16 protein-coding genes are annotated in these 18,777 nt (G+C 49.4%); 10 read left to right on the top strand and 6 right to left on the bottom strand.

Features of this window, described 5'->3' with window-relative positions; genetic code table 11:
• Together RDL68_RS01265 and RDL68_RS01270 are read left to right on the top strand one after the other, a co-directional pair.
• Positions 1 to 571 (top strand): Rib/alpha-like domain-containing protein (locus RDL68_RS01265; protein WP_308539855.1); only part of this gene is annotated, 571 nt, incomplete at its 5' end.
• 320 nt (positions 572 to 891) lie between these two features.
• A complete protein-coding gene (locus RDL68_RS01270) occupies positions 892 to 2,673 on the top strand; it encodes a Na/Pi cotransporter family protein (protein WP_308539856.1) in 1,782 nt (593 codons plus the stop codon).
• 158 nt (positions 2,674 to 2,831) lie between these two features.
• On the opposite strand, the gene RDL68_RS01275 is transcribed toward RDL68_RS01270, so the two are convergent.
• Both RDL68_RS01275 and RDL68_RS01280 read right to left on the bottom strand, forming a co-directional pair.
• Entirely contained in the window at positions 2,832 to 4,337 is a 1,506-nt protein-coding gene (locus RDL68_RS01275; protein ID WP_308539857.1) for a 4Fe-4S dicluster domain-containing protein, read from the bottom strand.
• A complete protein-coding gene (locus tag RDL68_RS01280) occupies positions 4,334 to 4,720 on the bottom strand; it encodes an NAD(P)H-dependent oxidoreductase subunit E (RefSeq protein ID WP_308539858.1) in 387 nt (128 codons plus the stop codon). Before RDL68_RS01280 ends, RDL68_RS01275 begins: the two co-directional genes overlap by 4 nt.
• 179 nt (positions 4,721 to 4,899) lie before the next feature.
• Here RDL68_RS01280 and RDL68_RS01285 point away from each other — a divergent pair, with 179 nt between their 5' ends.
• Genes RDL68_RS01285 through RDL68_RS01300 form a run of 4 tightly spaced genes read left to right on the top strand, consistent with a single transcriptional unit; the run spans position 4,900 to position 10,124 of the window.
• Positions 4,900 to 5,997, top strand: a complete 1,098-nt coding sequence (locus RDL68_RS01285) for an MqnA/MqnD/SBP family protein (protein WP_308539859.1) — start codon at positions 4,900 to 4,902, stop codon at positions 5,995 to 5,997.
• 1 nt (position 5,998) lies between these two features.
• Positions 5,999 to 7,459: an ATP-binding cassette domain-containing protein gene (locus tag RDL68_RS01290; RefSeq protein ID WP_308539860.1), complete on the top strand. Its 1,461-nt coding sequence runs from the start codon at positions 5,999 to 6,001 to the stop codon at positions 7,457 to 7,459.
• Between the two features lie 44 nt (positions 7,460 to 7,503).
• Positions 7,504 to 9,336, top strand: a complete 1,833-nt coding sequence (gene glmS, locus RDL68_RS01295; protein WP_308539861.1) for a glutamine--fructose-6-phosphate transaminase (isomerizing) — start codon at positions 7,504 to 7,506, stop codon at positions 9,334 to 9,336.
• Between the two features lie 53 nt (positions 9,337 to 9,389).
• Positions 9,390 to 10,124 carry a hypothetical protein gene (locus tag RDL68_RS01300; protein ID WP_308539862.1) on the top strand — a complete coding sequence of 245 codons (735 nt, stop codon included), beginning with the start codon at positions 9,390 to 9,392 and terminating at the stop codon, positions 10,122 to 10,124.
• Positions 10,125 to 10,325: 201 nt separating this feature from the next.
• On the opposite strand, the gene RDL68_RS01305 is transcribed toward RDL68_RS01300, so the two are convergent.
• A complete protein-coding gene (locus tag RDL68_RS01305; RefSeq protein ID WP_308539863.1) occupies positions 10,326 to 11,504 on the bottom strand; it encodes an AI-2E family transporter in 1,179 nt (392 codons plus the stop codon).
• A 165-nt stretch (positions 11,505 to 11,669) separates the two neighbouring features.
• On the opposite strand from RDL68_RS01305, the gene RDL68_RS01310 reads away from it, so the two are divergent.
• Both RDL68_RS01310 and RDL68_RS01315 read left to right on the top strand, forming a co-directional pair.
• Positions 11,670 to 12,584, top strand: a complete 915-nt coding sequence (locus RDL68_RS01310) for a sugar phosphate nucleotidyltransferase (protein ID WP_308539864.1) — start codon at positions 11,670 to 11,672, stop codon at positions 12,582 to 12,584.
• A 12-nt stretch (positions 12,585 to 12,596) separates the two neighbouring features.
• Positions 12,597 to 13,790 carry an acetate kinase gene (locus RDL68_RS01315; RefSeq protein WP_308539865.1) on the top strand — a complete coding sequence of 398 codons (1,194 nt, stop codon included), beginning with the start codon at positions 12,597 to 12,599 and terminating at the stop codon, positions 13,788 to 13,790.
• A gap of 107 nt (positions 13,791 to 13,897) precedes the next feature.
• Here RDL68_RS01315 and RDL68_RS01320 read toward each other — a convergent pair whose 3' ends face one another.
• A complete protein-coding gene (locus tag RDL68_RS01320; RefSeq protein WP_308539866.1) occupies positions 13,898 to 14,563 on the bottom strand; it encodes an HAD-IA family hydrolase in 666 nt (221 codons plus the stop codon).
• 86 nt (positions 14,564 to 14,649) lie between these two features.
• Positions 14,650 to 15,408 carry a hypothetical protein gene (locus RDL68_RS01325; RefSeq protein WP_308539867.1) on the bottom strand — a complete coding sequence of 253 codons (759 nt, stop codon included), beginning with the start codon at positions 15,406 to 15,408 and terminating at the stop codon, positions 14,650 to 14,652.
• 155 nt (positions 15,409 to 15,563) lie between these two features.
• Here RDL68_RS01325 and RDL68_RS01330 point away from each other — a divergent pair, with 155 nt between their 5' ends.
• Together RDL68_RS01330 and RDL68_RS01335 are read left to right on the top strand one after the other, a co-directional pair.
• Positions 15,564 to 16,889 carry a glutamate-cysteine ligase family protein gene (locus RDL68_RS01330; protein ID WP_308539868.1) on the top strand — a complete coding sequence of 442 codons (1,326 nt, stop codon included), beginning with the start codon at positions 15,564 to 15,566 and terminating at the stop codon, positions 16,887 to 16,889.
• A complete protein-coding gene (locus tag RDL68_RS01335) occupies positions 16,876 to 18,240 on the top strand; it encodes a circularly permuted type 2 ATP-grasp protein (RefSeq protein WP_308539869.1) in 1,365 nt (454 codons plus the stop codon). Before RDL68_RS01330 ends, RDL68_RS01335 begins: the two co-directional genes overlap by 14 nt.
• Here RDL68_RS01335 and RDL68_RS01340 read toward each other — a convergent pair.
• Positions 18,181 to 18,735, bottom strand: a complete 555-nt coding sequence (locus RDL68_RS01340; protein ID WP_308539870.1) for a QueT transporter family protein — start codon at positions 18,733 to 18,735, stop codon at positions 18,181 to 18,183. The two genes, RDL68_RS01335 and RDL68_RS01340, sit on opposite strands and share 60 nt — an antisense overlap.
• Positions 18,736 to 18,777: the final 42 nt, after the last annotated feature.

Here is an 18,777-nt window from a genome sequence, read left to right on the forward strand (position 1 = left end):
GAAAGCAAACTACAAGGATGCGACGAAGGTCTTTGACGCATGGGATCCGGCAGTACCGAAAGACGGCGCGGTAACGGCAAAAGACTATACGGCGACGTATAAGAAAAAGCCGGTTACGCCAAAACCGGATCCAAATCCGGGGACAGACCCGAATCCGGGGACAGATCCGGGAACAAAACCGAATCCGGGCACAGATCCGGGAACGAACCCCGGAACGAAACCGAATACAAAGGATCCCATTGGGCAGGATATCATCGTGAATCCGGGCGAAACGCCGAAGGCGGAAGACGGCATCAAGAATAAAGAGCAGATGCCGGAGGGAACGACCTATAAGTTCAAGAATAAGGTCGATACCTCGAAGCCGGGCGATAAGGATGCGGTCATTGTGGTGACGTATCCGGATGGAACGGTTAAAGAAGTAAAGGTCGTGGTACGAGTACGTGCGAAGAAGGGCGCAACACCCAAAACGGGCGATATCGTACTGGGATGGTCGATTCTCTCGATGGCGGCTTCGGTAACCGGTCTCGTTGCGCTGTCCGGTAAGAAGAGAAAAGAAAACGAAGAAGAATAATGGTTAAAAAGCGATAAGATGGTATGTGTGTTGTGCAAGAAATCGAATGAGGGATTGCTTCGTGACCGTGTCGAGTAGGACATTTTCTATCGGCAGCGTACCATTCGCATACGACCATAAGCCCACCTTGTGTACAGAACACAAGGTGGGCTTTCTTTTTGTCTAAAGAAGCGTGAAAAGCGACAACTTCTCAAGAACTTTTCGTTCAATTCATGTACAATAAGAGGGCAGGCTTGTAAGGAACAAATGCGAATTGCGAAAGGAATGCAGCCTGTGAATCATGAAGAGCCGATGCGAATCACGAGAGGAACGACGGAACCATGACGCTATTTGATTACTTAGAATTATTGGGCGGCTTGAGTATGCTGCTCTTTGGCATGTCGATATTAGGCGACGGATTGAACGTTGTTTCCGGCGGCAAAATGGAAAGCCTGTTGGAGCGGCTGGTGTCCAACAAGTTCAAAGGCGTGCTGCTCGGTGCAGGCGTAACCGCCGTCATCCAGTCTTCCTCGGCGACAACCGTCATGGTGGTGGCGTTAGTCAACTCCGGTGTGCTGAAATTAAAGCAGGCGGTTTCTATTATCATGGGCGCGAATATCGGAACGACCATTACCGCCTGGATTCTTAGTTTGAGCGGTTTGCGCGGCGACAGTTTTCTCATTCAAATGCTTAAGCCCAGCTCCTTTTCTCCCATTCTTGCCATGATTGGCATCATTATTCTGTTTACGGCGAAAAACGAAACGAAAAAAGCAAAATCCGGCGTGTTTCTTGGCTTTGCTGTCTTGATGTTCGGTATGGAGACCATGATGCGCGCCATGGAGCCTTTGCAAAATTCTGCAGCTTTCTTTGAAGTGGTTGCACTCTTCTCCAATCCGATTTTAGGATTACTTTTGGGCATCGGAATTACGGCACTCATTCAGTCTTCCTCCGCCTTTACGGGAATTTTACAGGCTCTTTCTTCCACCGGTGCGATTACTTTTGGTACGGCGATTCCGGTTATTATGGGGCAGAACATCGGTACATGTATTACCGCTCTGCTTTCCAGTATCGGCGCGGAGGTGAATGCGAAGCGCGCGGCGATTATTCACTTGATTTTCAACGTGATTGGTACGGCATTGTTTCTCTGCGTGTTCTATTTGGGCAATGCGTTTTTGCACTATACATTTTTGAATGACACGGTGAATGCGGTAAATATTGCTATTATTCATACGACTTTTAACATTGCGACAACGGTGATGCTCTATCCCTTTGCGGATCATTTGGTGAAGCTGTCGCAAAAGCTCATTGTGGACAAAAAAGCGCCGGTGGAAGTGGATGCCATCGACCAGGATTTGCGCCTTCTTGAACCGCGTTTGCTGGACCGTCCGGACTTTGCTGTACAGCAGGCCTATTCCGTCCTGTGTCAGATGATGAAACTCACTACACAAGAATTTGAAGAGACCGCTTTATTGATTGAACAGTATACGCCGGAGCGACACGAAAAAATAGAATGGATGGAACGTCAGGTCGACCGCTACGAGGATGCCTTGCAGGATTACAGCGTAAAAATCTCTAAGGCTTCGTTGTCGGATAACGACGCGCATAAGCTGACGGTTCTCATGTATTCGCTCAATGATATTGAGCGCGTAAGTGATTATGGCATTAATCTTGCGGATCAGGTACTCAAGAGTGTGGAATCACCGCAGCGATTCTCTCTTTTGGCAACGCGCGAATTGAAGGTGTATACGGATGCCGTAAAAGAGATTGTGCAGAATAGCTATACGGCGTTGGAAAGTCTTTCTTACGACAAGGCGATTCAGATTGAGCCGTTGGAAGAATGTATTGATGAAATCAACCAGACGCTGTCGCATCGTCATATTGACCGTTTGCAGAATGGGGAATGCAGTGCCATGAATGGTCCCATCATCATCGAAATGTTCAACAGTTTAGAGCGTATAGCAGACCATTGTTCGAACATTGGCATCAGTGTCATTCAATACACGACCCAGAAATACCTTGCGCATGAATATCAGTCGCATATTGATAAGTCGAGCGAGGCTTTTCGACGGACTTTTGAATCATATCGCAATAAGTATCCGTTGCCTGCTCCGCAGGTGCGCTAAAAGTTCTGCGGTTAACGGCACGAGCCTGATCCGTTTATAACAGTAGACTACGAAAAAGCCTTCCTTCAACCCGTTCTCTTTTAGCGAGGTATTCGCTTTATAAAAGAGCATTGTGGCTGAGGGAAGGCTTATTTGTATTACGTTTTTACCGGCAAGATTTACACCGGTTTGTCTTCCTGCGGGATATTGGTGTTGTCCCAAGGAGACGCAAACGAGGATTCTGCCGAGAATTGGACATTGGCTTTTCGCGCGCGATGACGGGGAACGACTACGCCCGGACCGCCGATGCATCCGGCTTCACACGCCATTCCTTCCAGCAGCATACCGTTCTTTCGTCCGGCTTTTGCCATGCGCATGAGCATCACGCAGTTGGCTAATCCTTCTACCGCCTCCACTTCAATTTCGCGATCCGGGTCAATTTCTTTCGCACGGGCGACTACGGCTTTGGCAACGCCACCGCCCACAGCATACCCGCGCCCCGTCTTTGACGCATCTTGGAACGGCTCTTCGGTTTCGATGGCGGATGGTTCAATTTCCTTCGCGACAAACATGCCCATGAGCTCTTCAAAGGTGATGACAAAGTCTACCTGGTCATGTACGGCAGGTTGCAAGCCTTCCAGCTTTTTCGAGAGGCAGGGTCCAATGAATACGACTTTGCAGTCGGGATGCGCTTTTTTAATCTGCTGTGCGGTATAGACCATGGGGGTAGACGTTTCGGAAATGAGAGAATCCAAATCCGGAAAGTTCTTACGTACCATGAGTTTCCAAGAGTAGCAGCAGCTGGTTCCCATAAAGGGGCGTTCACTGGGCACACTGTGCAGAAATTCTTTTGCTTCGTTCATCGTAGTTAAATCGGCGCCGAGGCCAACTTCTACTACGTCGGCAAAACCAAGCTGGCGGATCGCTTCGCGCACTTGCGCCGGACGGGTAAGCGAACCGAATTGTCCCGTGAAAGAAGGCGCAATAATGCCGTACACCGGCGTATCCGTTTTCATTGCTTTGATGACCTGATAGATCTGTGATTTATCCGCAATAGCACCAAATGGACAGGAAGCAATGCATGCGCCGCAGCTGACGCACTTTTCTTCGTTAATCTCTGCACGACCAAGGTAGTCGGAACCAATCGCGTTGACGCCGCAGGCTTGTGCGCAAGGACGTCCTGTTTCTAAAACCGCATTATAGGGGCACTCTTTTATGCACTTTTTGCACTTAATGCACTTCTCTTGGTCGATAACCATTTTCGTTTTACCGGCGGAGATGGCATTTTTCGGACAAGCGTTTTTGCAGGGATGCGCCAAGCATTTACGGCAGTTATCCGTGATAAGAATGTGGCGTTCCGGACACGCTTCGCAGGCGATTTTGATGACCGAAACCAGCGGGGGATGATGAACGCGCGTGGCAACATCCACTTTTTCGATGCCTTCGGAAATGGAGCCGGTCACATCGGCCGCTCTGGCATCAAGCCCCAAAGCCATGCGCAAACGCTCGCCGTAGACGGCGCGTTCACGGAAGATATTCTCCCGAAAATGGGCAACTTCTCCTGGTAAGGCGCGGAACGTTTCTTCATAGAGATCGTGTAGGTTTTCGTCGTTGTATGCCATGCGTGCAATGCTGGCAAAAGCCATACGACGAAGGCGAATGACATCAACGTAGCTGTATTTCATTCTCCCTCCTGTAAGCCATCTAAAATACGTTCCATCACCTGCGGACTGGTTGCTTTCAGCATTTTTTCCCCGTCAATGGTAACGACGGGCGCGATGCGCTTCTCGGACGTTTTGCACGTGCCATCGCAGGCGCAAAGCTCAATTTCAAAATCGGCGCCTTCGGGAAGGCTGGGGTATTCCGACAGACTTTCTTTCAAGTCGGTGACGTTATCCAAGATGTTGTCAGCACCGTAAAAAACACAGCGCGTGCCGGTACAAATCTGTACTTTCATAGATCCTCCTCGATGAACGGGGTACGCTCGCCGTTTTGCGCCGAGCCGTCTGCAACCGCCTTTCCGAGACGTTTTCCCACAGAAAAAACAAACGATGGATTCGGAAGGCATACCGTCTTTATTCTACGGGAATATGTTATCACAGCCTGCGAAAAAACGACAGACGCGGTAAGAAAGAACAAATCGGGTACAATAGGAACGAAAAAAGTGCCTTTCAACAAGGCATACGGTTGGGAAAAAAGAAAATAGAACTCGTAAGATAGGTTACCGAATAGAAAAAGGAGATGAGCATGAAATCAGATAAAGGCGTGAGTGTATTGTCAACGTTTCGTTTTGCTTTGTTGTTGTGCGCAATGGTGTTTTTCTTAGGGGCGTGCAGAGCACCTAAGGAGCCGAACAACAGTGCGCCTACGGGAGAAATGTCTTCTTCCGTAGGGGAAGAAACGCAGGAGAAAAGTGAAGCGAAAGAAATGCCCCCAACGCAAACGAAGTTGCGCCTTGCTGCGCTGAAGGGACCCACATCTATGGGGATGGCGTATGTGCTTTCGTCTTCCGAACAGGGAGAGACGGTACAGGAAAGTCGCATTTTAGGTGCGCCGGACGAAATCGTACCGCTGCTGCTCAAGAAGGAAATCGACGTGGCGGCGGTGCCGTCCAATTTGGCAGCAGTGCTTTATGCAAAAACCAAGGGGGACATACAGGTTCTTAATATCAATACGCTGGGCGTGTTGTATTTGGTGGAGCGAGGAGATCGTACTCATATGATGCAGGATCTCAAAGGCAAAACGGTGCTGGCATCCGGAAAAGGATCGACACCAGAGTTTGTTCTGCGTTATTTGCTTGAAGCGCATGGACTTCGCCCGGAGGATATTTCTCTTGAATGGAAGAGTGAACATGCCGAAGTGGTCGCCGCGCTTGCCGAAAACGAGGATGCCATCGCTTTATTGCCTGAGCCGTTCGTTTCTTCTGCAGAAGCCCAATTTTCCGATTTTCGTCGCGCACTGGATTTGACGGCAGAGTGGGAGGCTGTACAACATGAGGAGAATCACCCCTCTGCGCTGGTTATGGGGGTGCTTGTCGCACGTCGGGAAGTTGTGCAGGATCATCCGGAGGAAATCTCTCACTTGTTAACGCGCGTTGCCGAGTCGGTGGCAAAGGTGAATGCCGATCCGGTGGCAGCGTCAAAAGTGATTGGTGCCCTGGGCATTGTTCCCGAAAAAATCGCTGCAAAAGCCATTCCCCATGCGAATATAGTTTGTCTCACCGGCGAGGAGATGAAGACCAAGCTGGAAGGTTATCTGCGCATTTTGGAACAGTTGAATCCGAAAGCAATCGGCGGAACCCTGCCGGCGGAAGATTTTTACTATCTGCCGGAAGGAACGAAATAAGATGAGGGCGAAGGTAAAAGAGGCAGGCATCGGGCTCTTTTGGCTTCTTCTTTGGGAGCTGCTTGCACGAAGCATTGGAAACGCCCTCGTTTTGCCCACGCCGTTTCAGACCCTGACGGCGCTGGGTGCTCTGATGGCAGAACCGACGTTTTTTTCGCGAATCGTTACATCGCAGCTTCATGTTTTGGGCGGTTTTCTTTTGGCAGCGGCTTTGGGTAGTGCTCTTGGTTGGATTGCGGCAGAGAACACGATTCTTTCGCAATTTTTAGCTGTTCCCGTGCAGGGAATGCGTGCCATACCGGTTGCCTGTTTTGTCGTTTTTGCCTTGTTTTTGTTACCTTCTGCACATTTAGCTTTATTGGTGGTTTTTTTGCTCGTTTTCCCATTGGTATATCAAAATGCATGGGATGGACGAAGAGCTGTTGACGATTCGCTTTTGACGGTGGCACGCTGTTTTCATGTTCCTTTCTCCCGTCGTTTTCGAGGGGTGCTTTTACCTGGCGTGGTTCCTTTTTTGAGTGCCGCTTTTCAAACCGCCTCCGGTTTGGCGTGGAAAGGAGGTGTAGCGGCAGAAATGATTGCGTTTTCGGCAAACAGTGTCGGGGATGCTCTCTTTCAGTCGAAAATTCTGTTGGATATGCCTGCGCTTTTTGCCTGGACGGCGGTGATTCTTTTCATTAGCTATGCGAATACGGTGGTTCTTCTTTTCCTCTGGAAAAAGACGGCGAATCGATTGATGCGTATTGGCGTAATTCGGCGACAGTCCTATGCGCCGGAGGAGCGCACATCCGGTTTTGCTGATCATCCGCATTCGCTTGCGGAAAAAGAAAAAACGATGCTGTTCGCCTTGCAGCATGTCGGCGTTTCTTTTGCGGGGAAGGCGGTTTTACAAGATATATCGACCGCTCTGTTTGCCAAGGAGCGCGTACAGATAAGCGGTCCTTCCGGTAGAGGCAAAACAACGCTTCTCAACGTGATTGCTGCGGAAAAAGAACCGGACGAAGGAAGACTCGTTTATGGGGCAGATCCTGCGCTGCGCTGCAGCATTGTCTTTCAGGAAAACCGCCTGTTGGAACAGCACAGTGTGCGTGAAAATCTTCGCTTTGTCGGGCTAAGCGAAACGCAAATTGAGGAAGGGCTTGCGGCATTGGAACTTTTAGATGCGGCGGACAAGATGACATCTACACTTTCCGGCGGGATGAAACGACGATTGGCGCTGCTGCGTGCGCTGCTTTCGCCGGGAGATTTGTTGTTGCTCGACGAACCTTTTACCGGACTGGATGAGGCCCTGCGTAAGAAGACGGCGGACTATATCTTTCAGTGCAGCAAGCGGTTTTGTGCGCTCCTCGTTTGCGATCCGATTCTCGATGGGGAAGAAGAGGTGCAAAGAAGGCTCGGTATCACGGCAGTTTGGCATATTCAGGACGATGGCAGCCTATGGTGTGACGTGCGCAAAGTATGATAAAATGCTTAACGAAGGCGTAGCGCCTTCTTCAGGAGGAAACTATGTGTGGCATTGTAGGCTATGTTGGAAACACATCCGCCGTGGAAGTATTGTTGGACGGATTAAAAAAATTGGAATACCGCGGATATGATTCTGCGGGTGTTGCTGTACGAAATGCCGCCGGCTCTTTTACGGTGCTAAAAGAGAAGGGGCGTCTGGTTAATTTGGAAAATTGTATTGCGAAGCATAATCCGTCGGGAACCGAAGGCATCGGGCATACGCGATGGGCGACGCATGGAGAGTCCACGCGCATCAACGCACATCCGCACTATTCGGCGGATGACAGAGTCGTGGGTGTGCATAATGGTATTATCGAAAATTTCAAGGAAATCAAACAGGAGCTGAGCGAAAAAGGCTATACGTTTTATTCGGAAACGGACACCGAGGTTTGCATCAAGCTAATCGATTATTACTATGCAGACAAAAAGGATCCCCTCGAAGCGTTGAAAGCGGCAAAAGAACATATTCGCGGCTCTTATGCGCTGGCGATTCTCTTTGCGGATCGTCCGGGCGAGATTTGGGTCATGCGCAAGAACTCTCCCATGATTTTAGGGGTTAAAGAAGGGGCGAGCTTCTTAGCTTCGGACGTTCCAGCCATTTTGAAGCATACCCGTGACGTATACTATATGGAGGATGATCAGATTGCGCAGTTAACGCGCAAAGGCATCACCTTTTTCGATGCCGAGGGGCATTGCATCACCATGCCGAAGCAGCATATCGACTGGGATGTCGCTGCTGCGGAAAAAGGTGGTTATGCGCATTTCATGCTCAAAGAGATTCATGAACAGCCGGTGGTGATTGCTAATGCGCTTCGCCATTTTGTGGAACCGAATGGTTGGATTCGTTTTGATGGCGCGAATTTGACACCGGCGTTTTATGACTCCTTTGACCGTATCCATATTGTTGCCTGCGGATCTGCGTATCATGTGGCGTGTGTATCCAAATACATTGTGGAATCGCTCGCACGCATTCCGGTAGAGACAGACATTGCCTCGGAGTTTCGCTATCGGCATCCCATTTTGTCGAAACGGGATCTCGTGGTGGTCATTTCTCAATCCGGAGAAACGGCAGACTCGTTGGCAGCACTTAGGGAAGCCCAAGAGATGGGAGCATCGACGCTTGCTATTGTCAATGTCGTCGGCTCCTCGATTGCGCGCGAAGCGCAGCGTGTGATCTATACGGTTGCCGGTCCGGAGATTGCGGTCGCAACGACGAAAGCCTATAGCTGTCAGCTGTTAGTGATGGATCTTTTTGCGCTGGATTTGGCACTCCATCATAAACGCATCCGTGAAGAGGATGCCCAGGAGTTAATTGGCGCACTTAAGACGCTTCCGCGAAAAATGGACGAAATATTACGCGAAGAGGAAGCGTATAGTAAAGTGGCAGAACGCTTTCTTAATAAAGAACACATGTTCTTTGTCGGTCGTGGAATGGATTATGCCGGTTGTCTCGAGGCGAGTCTCAAGCTAAAAGAAGTTTCGTACCTGCATTCCGAAGCCTATGCCGCCGGAGAATTGAAACACGGTACGATCAGTCTTATTGAAGAAGGAACCCCGGTAATCGGTATTGCTACACAAGCGGATCTCATGGAGAAGACAAGGTCTAACCTGTTGGAAGTTAAGACCCGTGGAGGCGACGTAACGACGCTGATTATGGAAGGTATGGAAGGCTTTGAGGACGTGGGGCACGTAATGACAATTCCGGAGATTCATCCGCTTTGGGCAAACAGCCTTTCGGTGTTGCCCATGCAGCTTTTGGCGTATTATGAGTCCACGTTGCGTGGCTTAGATGTCGATAAACCGCGTAATTTAGCCAAAAGCGTGACCGTAGAATAAAACTCGGTAACGGCAGCCAGTTTTCGTTATGGCGTGAACCAAAGGAGCGAACGTTGATTACCTACACTTTTCCACAACTCATTCATGATGCCTGTGTGTTAGCTGTGCAGCCCGTGCTTAGTCGTGCGTTGAGCGGCGCTATCGGAGACGACATGGAGGAGAAGGAAGCGGAACAGTACATTCTTTCTATTCTCAAGGAAGATAAGGAAGCGCAGGATGTTCAGCTTTTGCCGGGAGAAGAGGGACCCGATCTTTCCGGACTCGGTTTTCGTGCGCTTTTCTTTTTGGTGTTTCGTCAACCGTATTCCGGCTTGGAACGCGATCCAGACATCTCCGGCGCATTATCCATTTTGGAGAAGCATTATGACATAACGCAGGAACAAATCGATATGCTCTGGATGACACAGCATATTTATCAGACTTCCGGCGACCAGCTGCTTTCGGCGGAATGGGTTCCCTCGAATGAGCAAGACTTTTCCACTTGGACGGACGAACGCGCTCTGGAAGTGATGAAAAAGGCTCTTTCGCCTTTTGGGGAAGACGTTGATGCGTTTTTTGCGCCCCTGACGACCAGCTTGGAAGTACAGACGGACATGAAGCGCGCCGATTCCGGAGATCCGAATGCCATGGTAGAAATTGCCTATGATTTGATTGAAGGTCGTGGCGTGGCAACCGATTTTAAGCAGGCGGAGAATTGGGCAAGAACGGCATTAGCGCATCAAACGACTCGCACAGAGGAAGCGCAGAAGATGGTTGCGTTTTTGGAATTGCTGAACGAACGGGAATAAACGAAAAAAAGGATGAGCCAGAGTCGGAGTATTGCGGTACTCCGGCTTTTTTTATTTCTTATAAACCAATGCGCTGAAAAGTGACCAGCGAAATGACTGAAAAGTGATCAGTGAGCCTTTGTTTCATGGCGTATTATAACGAAGAGTGTAAAGCGAAAAAAACACCTGCTGTTTCAACAGTGGGTGTTTTTTTGTCTTAGATTACTTCCGATCCAAATTCAAATGTTTCTCCGCAATGCGCCGATCGGTATAATCCATCAATATCGTGTGTATTGTCGAGACCAGCGGAACAAAGAGGAACATGCCGACAAAGCCGAAGCTCGCAGCGCCGACCAAGACGGCAAGCAGAACCAAAATGCCGGGAAGCCCCGTTTGTTGCCCAACCACACGCGGATAGATGATATTGCCCTCCAATTGCTGGAGACAGACGAGATAGACCAGATAGGTGATGGCGTGTAGCGGAGAAATGGTCAGCAGCATGAAGGCGCCCAAAAGACCAGCAATAAAGGCGCCGACGAGAGGAATGAGCGCCCCCAGCATCGTCATTAGCGAAATCATCAGCGCATATTCCAGCCCCAACATACTCATGCCAATATAATTCATCGTACCTAATAGAAGCGCCTCTACAAACTGTCCGGTAAAGAAATTATAGAAGCTGTCGAATGCGGTATACGAGACATACATCACCGCATCAGCGTGGCGCTCGCTTAAAAAGGTATAGATCATTTTTTTGGCAGCGCGACTTAGCTTTTCTTTGCTTAACAGGGCGTACAGCGAGAAGATAAACGCCAGCAAAGAGGACATTGCGATGTTAATTACCGAGCCAATCTGCGTAAGCAGGTTCTGCGCAAATTGCGAGATCAATGTTTGTATATCCACCCCTTTGAAATAGGTATCGATAAACTCCTGCAGTGACAGATTGTTGACATTGCTCATGACCTGGTTGATGGCATCGTTGATGCTTTCCCTCAGGGAACCCAGCCAGTCGGCGTGTTCCACAAACGTGCGCGCTTTACGCAGGACATCCGGAATTGCCCGAATAAAAATCTGCATGGAATTGATTACATTCGGTATGATGACCGTAAATGCCAGGAAAACGAAGGCGACGATGATGGCAAGCGCAATGAGCATAGCCAGAACGCGCGTCACTTTTGGATTCAGCGGTAGACGGGCAAGAAGCGATTCGATGCGGCGCATGGGGATATTGACAATAAATGCCAAGACAAGCCCAATAAGAAACGGCTGAATAATGCGCAGAAGAGTGAGCAGCATATTGACCAGCACGGGGAAGTTATAAAGCAAAAAGCCTAAAACAAGGGAAAAAGACGCAATTCGTATTCCGATAAGGACAATTTTCTTTTGTTCCGGCGTCAGTTTCATGGGACAATTCCTTTCTGTTTCGATTGCTTTTCATTTTACCATAGGTTACGGAGAAACGTGGCATTTCTGCTGTGTACGGCTGCGGAGAAGCGGTTTTTTGTGCTATGATAAGAAAGACAAGAATACAGGAAATACACAGCAATACAGTGACTTAAGGGAGGGAATATGGAGAAGAAACCGATTCTGTTAGTACTGGCTGCCGGTATGGGATCCCGTTATGGCGGACTGAAACAAATTGATCCGCTCGGTCCGACAGGAGAGATCATCATCGACTATTCTATTTTTGATGCGGTGGAAGCCGGCTTTGAGCGGTTTATCTTTGTGATCAAAGAAGAAAATCGTGAGGCGTTTGATGAGATTTTGACCGATCATCTGCCCAAAAACCTCGAAATTCATATTGTGTATCAGGATTTGGAAGATGTGCCGGAAGGATTCATCATCCCCGAAGGAAGAGAAAAACCATGGGGAACGACACATGCCATTTGTGCGGCAAAAGACGTGATTGATGCGCCCTTCGCTGTCATCAATGCAGACGATTATTACGGTAAAGAAGCGTATCGGCAAATTTACGATTTCATGACTTCCGATAGAATCACGTCGGATCACCATGCCATGGTCGGCTTTAAGATTAAAAATACGCTGACGGATCATGGCTCGGTTTCTCGTGGTGTTTGTGAAGTGGAAAATGACCAGCTGGTCAAAATTGTGGAGCGTACCAAGTTGTTTAAGGAAGGCGACGGCGCGCGTTTTACCGATGAAAACGGCGTTGAACAGCATTTGGACGGCGAGAACGTGGTATCGATGAATTTCTGGGGATTCCATCCCGGCTTCTTGCCCTTCCTGCAAGAGGATTTACACCGCTTCTTCCGTGAAGATGTGCCCAAAAATCTGCTGAAATCCGAAGCGCTGTTACCGACCGCTGTGGGAACGGGTCTTACCGAAGGAAAATTGTCCGTTGAGGTATTAACGACAAATGACACGTGGATGGGCGTAACGTACCATGAAGATAAAGAACCTGTAATGGCTGGGTTCAAGGCATTGGTCGAGGACGGCGTATATCCTTCCCCGCTGTGGAAGTAAGAGGTGAAAACGATGAAGATTTTGGTCATAAATTGCGGAAGTTCCTCGCTGAAATATCAATTGTTCAATATGGACAATGAAGAAGTGATGGCGAAGGGACTTGTTGAGCGCATCGGCATCGATGGCTCTCGCTTGGTGCAGGAAGTAGGCGAAGAGGAATGGGTAAACGAGACGGCAATTCCTGACCACAATACTGCCGTTAAGTTGGTATTTGCCGCACTGACCGATGACAAACAGGGCGTCATCCACTCCATGGAGGAAATTGACGCGGTGGGTCACCGCGTGGTGCATGGCGGAGAAAAATTCACGGAATCGACGTTGGTGGATGAAGACGTGATTGCGGCGATTGAACAAGTCATTCCGTTCAGCCCTCTTCATAATCCGGCAAACTTGCAGGGGATCAAAGCAGCGCAAGAAGCGCTTCCCGGAAAACCGAATGTAGCCGTTTTCGATACGGCGTTTCATCAGACCATGCCGAAGGAAAATTACATGTACGCTCTTCCGTATGACCTCTATAGCGATCACGGGATTCGTCGCTACGGTTTTCATGGAACCAGTCACTATTTTGTGACGCTTCGGGCATCCGAATTGCTGAACATTCCTGTGGACAAGCTCAATATCATTTCCTGTCATTTGGGCAATGGTTCCTCGGTTACTGCGGTCAAAAACGGCAAGAGTTACATTACGTCGATGGGGCAGACGCCGCTTGCCGGTGTGCCGATGGGAACACGCTGCGGCGACATCGATCCTGCCATTGTGACCTTTATGCAAACCCGTCTGGGAAAATCGGCAGAGGAAGTGGATGCCATCTTGAATAAGGAATCCGGCGTAGCAGGTGTTTCCGGCGTTTCCAGCGATTTCCGCGACTTAGAGAATGCTTCGGACGAAGGAAATGAACGTGCGCAATTAGCCTTGGATATGTTCCATGCGCGAGTGCGCGAGACGGTTGCTGCGTATGCGGCGGATTTAGGGCGTGTTGATGCCATTACGTTTACCGGCGGAATCGGGGAGAACGGTGCGAAGGATCGCAAAGCCATCTGCAAAGGCTTAGAGATTATGGGCGTAAAGTTAAATGATGCGGTAAACGAAAAGCGTAAGCCCAAAGAAAAGAAGATTTCTGCCGACGATTCCGCCATAGCGGTATGGGTCGTTCCGACGAATGAAGAGCTGATGATTGCGCGAGACACGATGCGCTTGTCGAAGTAAAGGCAAGACCTTTAGAAAGCGTAGTCTTTCTCGTGTGAAGCGAAAAAAGGAAAAAGCAGCGACGGAGAGATCCATCGCTGCTTTTTTGTTCGGTAACGAAGTTGTGATTACTGTTCTTCCTCTGCGAATCGTCTTGCTATAGATACAAGAGAAACCTCTTTCAGGGAGTGCGCGATGACCCAGGCTTCCGGAAAGGCATAGTGATTGGTAACGCTGCAGGGAACAGCGAGGGCGCGCAGCCCTGCCGCCGACGCGGCGCGGATGCCATTCATCGAATCTTCAATCACTAAGGCTTCATTGGCACACACGCCTGCTTTTTCCAACGCCTTGAGGTACAGGTCGGGTGCCGGCTTCAGTGCTTTGGTGTCCTCGGCAGTCAGTACAAAACGAAAGCGGTCGCGGATAGATAGATATGCGAGGCGAGAATGAATCGTGCGAGCCAGGTTGGAGGAGACAATCGCACAGGAGATACCAAGCGCTTCGGCATCCTTCAGCCAGCACGCGACACCGGGCAGCAAGGGCAGATGCCCCAAAGCGCGTTCTTCCAGAGAACGAGAAAAGGCAAAAAACGCCTCTTCATCCAGTGTACTATCGTATTTTTGTTTTATATAGTTGACTAACTCGACATGCCAGGCGCCTGCAGCGATAGCGTATTCTTCTAAGGTTAAAATGTGTCCGGTGCGCTCCACAAACCAGTCGCGCATCAGGCGATATACTTCTGTTTCGGTATCGGTGATCACGCCGTCAAAGTCCATGAATAGGTATTTGAGCATACACGTCCTTTCTGGTTCGCACGAAACTTCTATCCGGAAAGTGTTCTGTCCGGTTGATGTCAGGGGAAGGTAACGGGCGTAAACGACTATGCCTGAATCACAAATCGTTCGCCCGGCTTGTGGATGGCTTGAATCACCGTACCGGTTTCGCCACTATAGCGCGCACGGAAGGCTTCCGTAATTTGTGGATGTTCGCGAAAATGCATGGGGAAAAAGATTTGCGGATGAAGATATTTCAAATAGTACGAGCCGCCCAGCATGGCATTCTCTTCCAGTCGCGGATCGACAACGCCAAAACCGACATCAATCGGATGAACGCTAACCTGCCGTAAAATCTGCAGATAATCGCGGACTTCTCGCTTTTGTTCCGCTTCCGGAGAAGCGGGCCATTTCCAGGCGTTCAAATCTCCTGCATGAAAGAAATTGACGTCGTGTAAGGTAAAAAGAATAGCCATTCCCTGATCGGTGGAGGGGAACGTTCGAATGGACAGTCCACCGAAACAATCTTGTTCAAGGGGGGCTATACGGCGCGTGCGCGAGGGATCATAGACAATTTTTCGCACACGGGTCTGCGCGGGATTTTCGCTGAGATGAAGAATTTTCCCCTGCTCCGTCATCCGCTCCACATCCTCTGAAAGGATATACAGCGCTTTTTCACTTCCCGGCAGAGAGAAAATCGCCGGATTGTAGTGATCGGCATGTGCATGGGTAACTATAAACAGGATCTTTTTATCCTTCGGCAAAACAAGATCGCCCTTCCAATAATCAATCACAAGGAAGGTATCTTGATAATCAATGGTGAAGCCACTGTTGTACAAATACTGAATGGTGAGCGTTTGGGACATGGTTGTTCCTTTCGTCGGTGCTTCTTACGATTATACACTACACGGTAATCGATACGGATAAAAAAGGCGGGCGAAATGGTGTTAAAGCCCTACCGAAAATGCGTAACCCTGCACGACATAGAAAAATACCGGAACAAATGGGGAAAGGCGGAAAGATGAACAAACTTTTGACGGAAAATGAGAAAAGAGATCGCATCGTCAACGTGATTCGCGGTGGATACACCGATCGCATTCGCTGGCAGGTGGGACCGGAAATAGAGCATTTTGTTTTTGACCGAAAAAGCGGAAAACGCATCTTTTATCCGGGCGAAAACGGTGTCGAGAGCATTTTGCAGGCATTTTCCCGTCGCCATCCGGATTGGACTGCCACTTGGGAAGAAGGTCATCTTCTCGGCTTAGAAAAGCTTGGCAGCAGTATCACGCTGGAACCGGGTGCACAACTGGAGTTTTCTCTTGCCCCGTCGGAATCGATTTGCATCCTTCAGCGTCGTTATCAGGAGCTTTTGGATGCGATTTACGAAGTATTGGATCCATTGGGCTATATGCTGGTCACGATAGGATTAGATCCATTTTATACCGTGGAGGATATCCCTCTTTTGCCGAAATCCCGTTACCGTATGATGGATGCCTATTTGCAAAACACCGGTGATTTAGCACAGACGATGATGCGAAAAAGTGCGGCTTTACAAGTATCCATTGATGTCGAGGACGACGAGGACTTTATTCGCAAGTATCGTGTGTTGGTGGCTCTTTCACCGATTTTATACACCCTTTTCGATTCGGCGATAGAGAACGAGGGAAAGCGTCTGATGGCGTTTAATAGCCGTCAGGAAATCTGGCGGCGCACCGATCCGGCACGGACGGGCTATCCGTCGGATGTCTTTTCGCCGAAGTTCGGAGTAGAGCAATATGCCGAATGGGTGCTCTCTGTGCCGCCCATTTTTCTGCCGAAAGAGGGGAAAATCGATTTTACCGGAGATCGTCCGCTTCGCGAGCTTCTTGACGAGGCAAAAGACGAAGAAGAACGGGATGCTCTTGTACGTCACGGCATGTCCATCGTTTTTCCCGATGTGCGCGCAAAGCGTGTGATGGAGATTCGCATGATGGATTCCGTGGCTGCGCCATATGCGCTGGGGGCGATGGCGCTTTTCAAAGGCTTGCTTTACAACGCCGATACCCTGCGACGTCTGGAAGACCGTTTTACACCCATGCAGGTGGACTGGGTAGAACGCGGAAAAAATGCGGGCAGAGAGAATGGTATTCAAGCCTATTATCACGGCGATTATTTTGCCCACTGGGGAATGACCCTTTGCGCTTGGGCGCGCGAGGGACTGAGCGAACAAGAAGCGGTCTTTCTTACTCCTTTAGAAACCATGTGGGACAACCTTGATACGCCGCGTTTGCAAATGGAACGTGTAGTGGAAAACGAAGGATGGCTGGAAACCTTGAGAAAGTGGGAGGTGCGTCATGTTTTATCCTGAATTTACAAAAGAGTACATTCGCCGCGTACTCGAAAATCCGTCCCGATATGCGCAGGATGCGCAGTCTCTTATCGATGGAAGTGTAGAAAAGCGTTGCGTATATCACGGTATGGAAGTGCCCATGACATATCAGGGCATGTTTTTGACACCGCAGGAAGTCGAGACATTTCGAGAGATGATACAAATGATGGTTTCCATCGGACGAAAAGTAACCACGGAGTATGTTCAAAATCCGGCATATCGCGAGGGATTTCATTTCGACAAAGCAGTGGAAGAGTTGATTGTAACCGATCCGCACTATGACATTCCCGTGATGGTCGGTCGTTATGACATTTTCTTCCGCGGGGGAAAGGACTATCGCTTTTGTGAGTTAAACACGGATGGCGCTTCTGCCATGAACGAAGATCGCATTTTGGGCGATTTGCTTTCCCGAAGCCGTATCATGCGCGATATGCAAACCGAATGGGCTATTTCCCGTTTTTCACTTTTTGATTCTTTGGTGTCGGCTTTTCTTGCCCGTTATCGGGCGATTCGCGGGAAAGAAGCGGAAAGTGTCGCCATTGTAGATGTGCTGGACAAAGGTACTCTGATGGAGTTTGAAGTATATCGTGAACGCTTTGCGGCAGCCGGCGTGCGTGCCGTAATTGCGGATGTGCGCGATTTGCGTTTTTCAGAAGGAAAATTATGGGCAAAGGATGAAAACGGCGAGCCACTTTCCATTGACTTGGTGTACCGTCGTCTCGTGACCTCTGATTTTCTTGCGGTAAGGGAGGATGCTAAGGCGTTTGAAGATGCGTATCGGGCCGGTGCGTTTCTCTGTTTTGGTTCTTTTCGGTCACAGGTGATGCACGTCAAAACGACATTTGCCATGCTGCATAAACCGGAAACCAAGGCGCTGTTGACCCCACAGGAGTGTCAATTTATTGAAAAGCGCATTCCGGCGACATGGGAAATCACGACGCCGGCGGAGAAGCAGGAAGTTCTCCAAAACAAGGATGCGTATATTCTTAAGCCCTATAATTCCTACGGTTCACAAGGGGTCATGATTGGTCGCGATTATGCGCAGAAGGAGTGGGAAGAACGAGTGAACGCCTTACCGTATGCTCAATATATCGCACAGGAGTTTGTGGAAAACGACCCGACCCCGTTTTTATTCCGAAAAGCGGAAGCCAAAAAAGATGCCGATGCGTTTCTGGTCAAGCCATTTGGGCATGTCTTGGGCTGCTTTCTCTTTGATGAAACGTTTACCGGTTGTTATGTGCGCATCGGCGAGCATAACATGATTTCGGGTTTACGAGATTATTTTACGGCGCCCACGTTCGTCGTTTCGCGCAGAAGGCGCATCGGATAAAGCGCGGCGAATTGCGCCGTTGCGCCATAAAACCGTCCAAAGCGGCAAACCGATGAGTGCGGTAATAATGAATTGGGAGAGCATAATCTGCGCGGTCACCAGTAAAAACAGGTCGCCTGTGATTTCGCCTAAGAACCAGGCTTCTGCGCTATAGAGAAAGGAAAAAGCGGCGGGAAAAAGCGAAGCAATCCATTTAGAGGAAGCTTTTGCCATGAAATATGTCGAGAGAAGTGTACCAAGAGTGCCGATCACCATGTCAATGGCACCGAAGGGACTCCACATATTCGCCACGAAGCAACCGAGCGTCAGACCAATGACGTTCTTCGGATCAAAAAAAGCAAGCCAGGTCATCACCTCCGCATAGCGGAACTGTACCGGACCGTAACTGACGCCGAAGCCCGATAAAGTGAGTACGACATAAACCGCGGCAATAATCGCCTGACGTGCCGCTACTCGTGCGGTAAACGGCATTTTTTCAAAAGGCAATTTGTTCATAATGAACCTCCTTTTTTGTGGGAGTGTTCAAGGCAATAAAAA

This window comes from uncultured Murdochiella sp. (assembly GCF_902488755.1).
Lineage (GTDB): Bacteria > Bacillota > Clostridia > Tissierellales > Peptoniphilaceae > Murdochiella.